Origin of the sequence: Pseudomonas sp. ENNP23, assembly GCF_001728945.1 — a bacterium.
Classification (GTDB): Bacteria; Pseudomonadota; Gammaproteobacteria; order Pseudomonadales; family Pseudomonadaceae; genus Metapseudomonas; species Metapseudomonas otitidis.
Genome location: NZ_LYSP01000035.1, coordinates 65,682 through 72,173 on the forward strand (window position 1 = coordinate 65,682; position 6,492 = coordinate 72,173).

The window sequence follows — 6,492 nt, forward strand, 5'->3', positions numbered from 1 at the left end:
TCCTGCTCCAATCAGTTGCGGAAGGGGAAGTTGAAAGCGCGCAGCAGAGCGCGACCTTCATCATCATTGCGGGCGGTGGTGGTCAGGGTGATATCCAGACCACGCAGCGCATCGATCTTGTCGTAATCGATTTCCGGGAAGATGATCTGCTCTTTCACGCCCATGCTGTAATTGCCGCGACCATCGAAGGACTTGGCATTCAGGCCGCGGAAGTCACGAACGCGCGGCAGGGAGATGGAGAGCAGGCGATCCAGGAACTCGTACATACGATCGCGACGCAGCGTCACCTTGACACCAATCGGCCAGCCTTCGCGGACCTTGAAGCCGGCAATGGATTTGCGGGCGTAGGTCACGACGGCCTTCTGACCGGTGATTTTTTCCAGGTCGGCTACAGCGTTCTCGATGACTTTCTTGTCACCGATTGCTTCGCCGAGACCCATGTTCAGGGTGATCTTGGTAACACGCGGAACTTCCATCACGTTGGCCAGCTTCAGCTCTTCTTTCAGCTTGGGCGCGATTTGCTTCCGGTAAATCTCTTTCAGTCGTGCCATGGTGTTCTACCTATGATTCTCAAGCGCCAACCGGCTTCTGGGTGGACTTGAAGACACGAATTTTTTTGCCGTCTTCGATTTTGAAGCCAACGCGGTCAGCCTTGTTGGTTTCGCTATTGAAGATGGCGACGTTGGAGACGTGCAGGGGCGCCTCCTTCTCGACGATACCGCCCTGGATGCCGGACATCGGGTTCGGCTTGGTGTGGCGCTTCACCAGGTTGATCCCACCGACGACCAGACGGTCGTCAGCGAGAACCTTGAGCACCTTGCCACGCTTGCCCTTGTCTTTGCCGGCGATGACGATGATCTCGTCGTCACGACGAATCTTTTGCATGACGGCTTCTCCTTACAGCACTTCAGGGGCGAGCGAGACGATCTTCATGAACTTCTCGGAACGAAGCTCACGGGTCACTGGCCCGAAGATGCGGGTACCGATCGGCTCCTGCTTGTTGTTCAGCAGAACAGCAGCGTTGCCATCGAAGCGGATGATGGAGCCATCAGGACGACGAACACCGTGCTTGGTGCGGACCACAACAGCGGTCATCACCTGGCCTTTCTTGACCTTGCCACGGGGGATCGCTTCCTTGACGGTGACCTTGATGATATCGCCGATACCGGCATAACGACGGTGCGAACCACCCAGGACCTTGATGCACATAACGCGACGAGCACCGCTGTTATCAGCGACGTCGAGCATGGATTGAGTCTGAATCATATCTTTCTCCGACCCTTAGTCCTTAGACTTCCACGGCACGTTCGACGATTTCCACCAGCGCCCAGGACTTGGTCTTGGCCAGCGGACGGGTCTCACGGATGGTGACCTTGTCGCCGATGCGGCACTGGTTGGTTTCGTCGTGAGCGTGCAGCTTGGTCGAGCGCTTCACGTATTTACCATAGATCGGGTGCTTTACACGGCGCTCGATCAGGACGGTGATGGTTTTGTCCATCTTGTCGCTGACGACGCGGCCGGTCAGCGTACGGACGGTTTTCTGAGCTTCAGCCATGATCACTTACCTGCCTGCTGGTTCAGCACAGTCTTGACGCGAGCGATGTCGCGCTTCACTTGCGAGAGCAGGTGAGACTGCCCCAACTGGCCAGTTGCCTTCTGCATACGCAGGTTGAACTGGTCGCGCAGCAGACCGAGCAGTTGCTCGTTCAGCTGCTCTGCGGTTTTTTCACGAAGTTCATTCGCTTTCATCACATCACCGTCCGCTTAACAAAGGAGGTGGCGAGCGGCAGCTTTGCAGCAGCCAGGGCGAAGGCCTCACGCGCCAGCTCTTCGGAAACACCCTCGATCTCGTAGAGCACCTTGCCCGGCTGGATCTGGGCTACCCAGTACTCGACGCCACCCTTACCTTTACCCATACGAACTTCGAGGGGCTTCTTGGTGACGGGCTTGTCGGGGAATACACGGATCCAGATCTTGCCGCCACGCTTCACGTGACGGGTCAGGGCACGACGTGCCGCTTCGATCTGGCGAGCGGTGAGACGACCGCGAGAAACCGCCTTCAGGGCGAACTCGCCGAAGCTGACCTTGCTACCGCGGTGAGCCAGACCACGGTTGTGGCCGGTCATCTGCTTGCGGAATTTTGTACGCTTGGGTTGCAGCATTTTGCGTACTCCTTACTTAGCAGCTTTTTTACGAGGAGCGGGCGCTACGGGCTTCAGCTCTTCCTGGCGGCCACCAATGACCTCACCCTTGAAGATCCAAACCTTCACACCGATCACACCGTAAGTGGTGTGAGCCTCGTAGGTTGCGTAATCAATGTCGGCGCGCAGGGTGTGCAGGGGCACACGGCCTTCGCGGTACCACTCGGTACGCGCGATCTCGGCACCACCGAGACGACCACTGACCTGGATCTTGATGCCTTTGGCACCAAGACGCATGGCGTTCTGTACCGCACGCTTCATGGCACGACGGAACATAACGCGACGCTCGAGCTGCTGAGCAACGCTCTGAGCAACCAGCATACCGTCGAGTTCCGGCTTGCGGATCTCTTCGATGTTGATGTGCACAGGCACACCCATTTGCTTGGTCAGGTCCTGGCGCAGCTTCTCGACATCCTCACCCTTCTTGCCGATCACGATGCCGGGACGAGCGGTGTGGATGGTGATGCGTGCGGTTTGAGCCGGACGATGGATATCGATACGGCTTACGGACGCGCTTTTTAGTTTGTCTTGGAGGTACTCACGGACCTTCAGATCGGCAAACAGATAGTCGGCATAAGTGCGCTTATCTGCGTACCAGACGGAGGTGTGCTCCTTGACGATTCCCAGGCGAATGCCAGTGGGATGTACTTTCTGACCCATCTGATCGACTCCGTTACTTGTCCGCAACCTTGACAGTGATATGGCAAGACCGCTTGACGATGCGATCAGCACGGCCTTTGGCACGCGGCATGATGCGCTTCAGCGAACGCCCTTCGTTAACGAAAACGGTAGAGACCTTGAGGTCATCCACATCAGCGCCTTCGTTGTGCTCGGCGTTGGCTACGGCCGACTCCAGCACTTTCTTCATGATTTCAGCGGCTTTCTTGCTGCTGAAGGACAGCAGGTTGAGCGCCTCGCCCACCTTCTTCCCGCGGATCTGGTCGGCGACCAAGCGGGCTTTCTGGGCGGAGATTCGAGCGCCCGACAGCTTAGCGGCTACTTCCATCTTTCCTTACCCCTTAACGCTTGGCCTTTTTGTCCGCAGCATGCCCGCGATAGGTGCGGGTAGCGGCGAACTCGCCCAGTTTGTGGCCGACCATGTCTTCGTTCACGAGAACGGGTACATGCTGGCGACCGTTGTGTACAGCGATGGTCAGACCGACCATCTGCGGCAGAACAATAGAACGACGCGACCAAGTCTTGACCGGTTTGCGATCGTTCTTTTCCACCGCCACTTCGACCTTCTTCAACAGGTGAAGATCGATAAAAGGACCTTTTTTCAGAGAACGCGGCACAGTCGTATCCTCGATTATTTACGGCGACGGACAATCATGTTGTCAGTGCGTTTGTTCGCGCGAGTCTTCGCACCCTTGGTCGGGAAGCCCCACGGCGAAACCGGATGACGACCACCAGAAGTACGACCTTCACCACCACCATGCGGGTGGTCGACCGGGTTCATGGCGACACCACGAACGGTCGGACGAACGCCACGCCAGCGCTTGGCACCAGCCTTGCCCAGCGAACGCAGGCTGTGCTCGGAGTTCGAGACTTCGCCCAGAGTCGCACGGCACTCGGCCAGAATCTTGCGCATTTCGCCGGAGCGGAGACGCAGGGTTACATAGGCACCTTCACGGGCGACCAACTGAGCGGAAGCACCAGCGGAACGCACCAGTTGAGCACCTTTACCCGGCTTCAGCTCGACACCGTGAACGGTGCTACCAACCGGGATATTGCGCAGCTGCAGGGTGTTGCCAGCCTTGATCGGCGCATGGGCACCGGAGATCAGCTGATCACCCGCCACAACGCCCTTGGGAGCGATGATGTAGCGACGCTCGCCGTCGGCGTACTTCAGCAGAGCGATGTGCGCAGTACGGTTCGGATCGTATTCGATACGCTCGACAACGGCAGGGATACCATCCTTGTTGCGACGGAAGTCGACCAGGCGGTAATGCTGCTTGTGACCACCACCGATATGACGAGTGGTGATGCGGCCGTTGTTGTTACGACCACCGGACTTGGACTTCTTCTCAACCAGCGGAGCATAGGGAGCACCCTTGTGCAGATCCTGGTTGACGACCTTGACCACGAAACGGCGGCCAGCGGAAGTCGGTTTGCATTTAACGATTGCCATGATGCACCCCTTTACTCAGCGCTGCTGGCGAAATCGAGATCTTGGCCAGGCTGGAGAGCGATGTACGCTTTCTTCCAGTCATTGCGCTTGCCCAGACCACGAACGGTGCGCTTAGTCTTGCCCTTTACGTTCAGGGTATTGACTGCGGCGACCTTCACGCTGAACAGGCTCTCTACGGCCTTCTTGATTTCCAGCTTGGTTGCATCGGAAGCAACCTTGAAGACGAATTGGCTCTTGCCATCTGCCAGAACGGTAGCCTTCTCGGAGATGTGCGGGCCAACCAGCACTTTGAATACGCGTTCCTGGTTCATGCCAGCAGCTCCTCGAATTTCTTGATGGCCGACACGGTGACCAGCACCTTGTCATAGGCGATCAGGCTTACCGGATCGGAACCCTGAACATCACGCACATCGACGTGAGGCAGGTTACGAGCGGCAAGGTACAGGTTCTGGTCGACGTCATCGGAGATGATCAGCACGTCGCTCAGACCCAGACCATTCAGCTTGCCCAGCAGGGCTTTGGTCTTCGGCGCCTCAACAGCGAACTCAGGCACTACGACCAGGCGGTCCTGACGAACCAGCTCGGAGAGGATGGAGCGCAGCGCTGCGCGGTACATCTTCTTGTTGAGCTTCTGGGAGTGATCCTGGGGCTTGGCAGCAAAAGTGGTACCACCGGAGCGCCAAATGGGGCTGCGAATGGTGCCAGCACGGGCACGACCGGTACCCTTCTGACGCCACGGCTTCTTGCCACCACCAGAAACTTCGGAGCGGGTCTTCTGTGCACGGGTGCCCTGACGACCGCCAGCCATGTAGGCCACGACAGCTTGGTGAACCAGGGTCTCGTTGAACTCACCACCAAAGGTACGCTCGCTGACTTCGATAGCCTGAGCGCCACTTACATTCAATTGCATCTCAGCTTCCTCTCTTAACCGCGAGCCTTGGCAGCCGGACGCACGAGCACGTCGCCACCGGTGGCGCCGGGAACAGCACCCTTGACCAGCAGCAGGTTGCGCTCAGCATCGACACGAACCACTTCCAGGGACTGGACGGTTACGCGGTCGGCACCGAGGTGACCGGACATTTTCTTGCCCTTGAAGACACGACCAGGAGTCTGGCACTGGCCAATGGAGCCCGGGACGCGGTGAGAAACGGAGTTACCGTGGGTATTGTCTTGACCACGGAAATTCCAGCGCTTGATGGTACCGGCGAAGCCTTTACCCTTGGACTGACCCGTGACATCAACCAGCTGACCAGCCTGGAAGATCTCGGCAGTGATCTGGTCGCCAGCCTGGTACTCGCCCTCTTCAAGGCGGAACTCCCAGACACCACGACCAGCAGCCACACTCGCCTTGGCGAAGTGACCGGCCTGGGCCTTGGTTACGCGAGAAGCACGACGCTCGCCGACAGTTACCTGTACGGCGCGATAGCCATCGGACTCTTCGCTTTTGAACTGGGTCACACGATTCGGCTCGATCTCGATGACCGTAACCGGAATGGAGACACCTTCTTCGGTGAAAATGCGGGTCATGCCGCACTTACGACCGACTACACCAATAGTCATGTTGTAAACCTCATGAGTGTACGGGGCTTTCACCCGCTATGGCCGCCCATTTCAGAGCGTTACACGACTAAGAACCCGAAGGTTATTAGCCGAGGCTGATCTGCACTTCCACGCCTGCAGCAAGGTCGAGCTTCATCAGCGCGTCAACGGTTTTATCCGTCGGCTGGACGATGTCCAGAACACGCTTGTGAGTGCGGATTTCGTACTGATCGCGCGCATCCTTGTTGACGTGCGGAGAGATCAGAACGGTATACCGCTCCTTGCGAGTAGGCAGAGGAATCGGACCACGCACCTGAGCACCAGTACGTTTCGCGGTTTCCACGATTTCCTGGGTGGATTGATCGATCAGGCGATGGTCAAAAGCCTTCAACCGAATACGGATTTGTTGGTTTTGCATTTTGACCTCAGACTCTATCTCTGCTTGCCCCCAACAGACGGACTGCGCCTGTTAAAAGGAGGCGCAATTGTACGGACGCCCCCAGAGGGTGTCAACTTTTAACCAATCCAAAAGAAAAGGGCCCCGAAGGGCCCTTTTCTCTGATGCTGATCGTCGATTACTCGATGATCTTGGCAACAACACCGGCACCAACGGTACGGCCG

At 57.5% G+C, this 6,492-nt stretch carries 14 protein-coding genes; all 14 read right to left on the bottom strand.

Annotation, left to right across the window (positions count from 1 at the left end; translation table 11 throughout):
* Positions 1–11: 11 nt before the first annotated feature.
* A complete protein-coding gene (gene rplE / locus A9G05_RS19180; protein WP_044411014.1) occupies positions 12–551 on the bottom strand; it encodes a 50S ribosomal protein L5 in 540 nt (179 codons plus the stop codon).
* A gap of 19 nt (positions 552–570) precedes the next feature.
* Positions 571–885: a 50S ribosomal protein L24 gene (gene rplX / locus A9G05_RS19185; RefSeq protein WP_069562478.1), complete on the bottom strand. Its 315-nt coding sequence runs from the start codon at positions 883–885 to the stop codon at positions 571–573.
* Between the two features lie 12 nt (positions 886–897).
* Positions 898–1,266 (bottom strand): 50S ribosomal protein L14, encoded by a 369-nt coding sequence (gene rplN / locus A9G05_RS19190; RefSeq protein WP_003448734.1) that lies wholly within the window; start codon positions 1,264–1,266, stop codon positions 898–900.
* Between the two features lie 22 nt (positions 1,267–1,288).
* On the bottom strand, positions 1,289–1,555 hold the full coding sequence (gene rpsQ, locus A9G05_RS19195) for a 30S ribosomal protein S17 (protein ID WP_044411009.1): 267 nt from the start codon (positions 1,553–1,555) through the stop codon (positions 1,289–1,291).
* Positions 1,556–1,557: 2 nt separating this feature from the next.
* Positions 1,558–1,749, bottom strand: coding sequence for a 50S ribosomal protein L29 (gene rpmC / locus A9G05_RS19200; protein ID WP_044411006.1), 192 nt, complete (start codon positions 1,747–1,749; stop codon positions 1,558–1,560).
* On the bottom strand, positions 1,749–2,162 hold the full coding sequence (gene rplP, locus A9G05_RS19205) for a 50S ribosomal protein L16 (RefSeq protein WP_044411003.1): 414 nt from the start codon (positions 2,160–2,162) through the stop codon (positions 1,749–1,751). The genes rpmC and rplP overlap by 1 nt, the downstream gene beginning before the upstream one ends.
* A gap of 12 nt (positions 2,163–2,174) precedes the next feature.
* A complete protein-coding gene (rpsC, locus tag A9G05_RS19210) occupies positions 2,175–2,861 on the bottom strand; it encodes a 30S ribosomal protein S3 (RefSeq protein ID WP_044411000.1) in 687 nt (228 codons plus the stop codon).
* A gap of 13 nt (positions 2,862–2,874) precedes the next feature.
* Complete coding sequence (rplV, locus tag A9G05_RS19215; RefSeq protein WP_044410997.1) at positions 2,875–3,207, bottom strand: 50S ribosomal protein L22; 333 nt, start codon at positions 3,205–3,207, stop codon at positions 2,875–2,877.
* Between the two features lie 13 nt (positions 3,208–3,220).
* Complete coding sequence (rpsS, locus tag A9G05_RS19220) at positions 3,221–3,496, bottom strand: 30S ribosomal protein S19 (RefSeq protein WP_027590504.1); 276 nt, start codon at positions 3,494–3,496, stop codon at positions 3,221–3,223.
* Positions 3,497–3,510: 14 nt separating this feature from the next.
* On the bottom strand, positions 3,511–4,332 hold the full coding sequence (rplB, locus tag A9G05_RS19225) for a 50S ribosomal protein L2 (RefSeq protein ID WP_069562479.1): 822 nt from the start codon (positions 4,330–4,332) through the stop codon (positions 3,511–3,513).
* An 11-nt stretch (positions 4,333–4,343) separates the two neighbouring features.
* Positions 4,344–4,643, bottom strand: coding sequence for a 50S ribosomal protein L23 (gene rplW, locus A9G05_RS19230; protein ID WP_044410970.1), 300 nt, complete (start codon positions 4,641–4,643; stop codon positions 4,344–4,346).
* On the bottom strand, positions 4,640–5,242 hold the full coding sequence (rplD, locus tag A9G05_RS19235) for a 50S ribosomal protein L4 (RefSeq protein WP_044410967.1): 603 nt from the start codon (positions 5,240–5,242) through the stop codon (positions 4,640–4,642). The genes rplW and rplD overlap by 4 nt, the downstream gene beginning before the upstream one ends.
* Before the next feature lie 14 nt (positions 5,243–5,256).
* Positions 5,257–5,892: a 50S ribosomal protein L3 gene (gene rplC, locus A9G05_RS19240; protein WP_069562480.1), complete on the bottom strand. Its 636-nt coding sequence runs from the start codon at positions 5,890–5,892 to the stop codon at positions 5,257–5,259.
* Positions 5,893–5,977: 85 nt separating this feature from the next.
* Complete coding sequence (gene rpsJ / locus A9G05_RS19245) at positions 5,978–6,289, bottom strand: 30S ribosomal protein S10 (RefSeq protein WP_003243886.1); 312 nt, start codon at positions 6,287–6,289, stop codon at positions 5,978–5,980.
* Between the last annotated feature and the right edge of the window lie 203 nt (positions 6,290–6,492).

Coding starts and splice junctions, on each gene's coding strand:
- rplE (WP_044411014.1), bottom strand. CDS start 551: ATGGCACGACTGAAAGAGATTTACCGGAAGCAAATCGCGCCCAAGCTG.
- rplX (WP_069562478.1), bottom strand. CDS start 885: ATGCAAAAGATTCGTCGTGACGACGAGATCATCGTCATCGCCGGCAAA.
- rplN (WP_003448734.1), bottom strand. CDS start 1,266: ATGATTCAGACTCAATCCATGCTCGACGTCGCTGATAACAGCGGTGCT.
- rpsQ (WP_044411009.1), bottom strand. CDS start 1,555: ATGGCTGAAGCTCAGAAAACCGTCCGTACGCTGACCGGCCGCGTCGTC.
- rpmC (WP_044411006.1), bottom strand. CDS start 1,749: ATGAAAGCGAATGAACTTCGTGAAAAAACCGCAGAGCAGCTGAACGAG.
- rplP (WP_044411003.1), bottom strand. CDS start 2,162: ATGCTGCAACCCAAGCGTACAAAATTCCGCAAGCAGATGACCGGCCAC.
- rpsC (WP_044411000.1), bottom strand. CDS start 2,861: ATGGGTCAGAAAGTACATCCCACTGGCATTCGCCTGGGAATCGTCAAG.
- rplV (WP_044410997.1), bottom strand. CDS start 3,207: ATGGAAGTAGCCGCTAAGCTGTCGGGCGCTCGAATCTCCGCCCAGAAA.
- rplB (WP_069562479.1), bottom strand. CDS start 4,332: ATGGCAATCGTTAAATGCAAACCGACTTCCGCTGGCCGCCGTTTCGTG.
- rplW (WP_044410970.1), bottom strand. CDS start 4,643: ATGAACCAGGAACGCGTATTCAAAGTGCTGGTTGGCCCGCACATCTCC.
- rplD (WP_044410967.1), bottom strand. CDS start 5,242: ATGCAATTGAATGTAAGTGGCGCTCAGGCTATCGAAGTCAGCGAGCGT.
- rplC (WP_069562480.1), bottom strand. CDS start 5,892: ATGACTATTGGTGTAGTCGGTCGTAAGTGCGGCATGACCCGCATTTTC.
- rpsJ (WP_003243886.1), bottom strand. CDS start 6,289: ATGCAAAACCAACAAATCCGTATTCGGTTGAAGGCTTTTGACCATCGC.